The sequence below is a fragment of the Methylobacterium sp. WL103 genome, assembly GCF_008039885.1.
GTDB classification, from domain to species: domain Bacteria; phylum Pseudomonadota; class Alphaproteobacteria; order Rhizobiales; family Beijerinckiaceae; genus Methylobacterium; species Methylobacterium cerastii.
This window is the reverse complement of record NZ_VRUX01001001.1, coordinates 1-970: the sequence shown is the minus strand read 5'-3', so window position 1 is coordinate 970 and position 970 is coordinate 1. Positions and strand designations below refer to the sequence as shown.

Annotated in this window: 1 protein-coding gene and 1 pseudogene; both read right to left on the bottom strand. The window is 74.8% G+C overall.

The genetic code is table 11. The features are described 5' to 3' along the window. Nucleotides 1–419: pseudogene (locus FV222_RS27330) on the bottom strand (hypothetical protein); the annotation flags it as partial. 157 nt (nucleotides 420–576) lie between these two features. After that, nucleotides 577–970: uroporphyrinogen-III synthase (locus tag FV222_RS27325; RefSeq protein WP_187277505.1), on the bottom strand; the 394-nt coding region annotated here is incomplete at its 5' end.

Below are 970 nucleotides of genomic sequence, written 5' to 3'. Positions count from 1 at the left end.
CCCCAAGATCGAACCCGGCCGCCCGGCTCAGCCGTCCTCTGCGGCGTCGGATCCGACGCCGCAGAGGACGGCTGAGCCGGGCGGCCGGGTTCGATCTTGGGGTTGGCGGAGGTCGGCGGATCGGTCCGGCCAGCCTCGGGCTTCGACGCCGGGGTGGGGGCGGACGAGGGCGAAGGCGAGGCGACGGAAGCCGCCGGCTTGCCCGGTTCGAACTTGCCGGCTTCGAGCTTGCCCGGCTCCGACTTCACGTGGATGCCCGGCGGCAGGGTGTCGGAGGGGCGGCCCTGCGGCGTCGCGGGCGCTCCGGGCTTGCCGGCCTGCGCGGGAGGGGCGTTCGGAGTCGTCGGGCCGTCCTTCGCGGCGCCCGGGGGCGGGGTTCCGGCGTTCGAGCGGTCGGCGTCGTTGGATGGTGGCTTCACGGCCGTTGTCTCTCCCGTCTCGACGTGCCCGGCGCGGCGGCTCTGCCGGCGCCCCGATCTCAAGCGTTTCCGCGACCCCGCGCCGCCTCGTGCGACGCCTTCCTACCATCCCCGGTTCGAACCGGGCGAGACCCGATCCGACGGCATCGCAAGGATGTCAGCACAGGCCCGCGAGGAGGTCGTCCTCGCGCGGTCGCCCAGCGACGAAATGGGCCGCGACCCCGGCTTGGTCCAGGGCTGCGGCCACGTCGTCCGACAGGCAGTAATGCCTCAACGCGCCGAAAGCTCCGCCGTGTCCGGCCGCTCCCGACAATCGATGCGCCACGCGTGCGCTGCGGCGGGAGTAGTGCAGGGCGGCATCGAGCCCGGGCGGCGTCGCGGCCAGCGCGGAAAAGACCGCGTCCGGCAGGTGCGGCACGGCCTCGGCCGCATAGGCCACGTGCGTCGCGATCGCGTAGCCCGCAGAAGTCAGCGCCGCCGCGGGCTCGGCCTTGCGCTCGGCGCCCGCCAGATGGAGCAGGCGCGCGCCGGCCGCGAGCCTGCCCCGCACC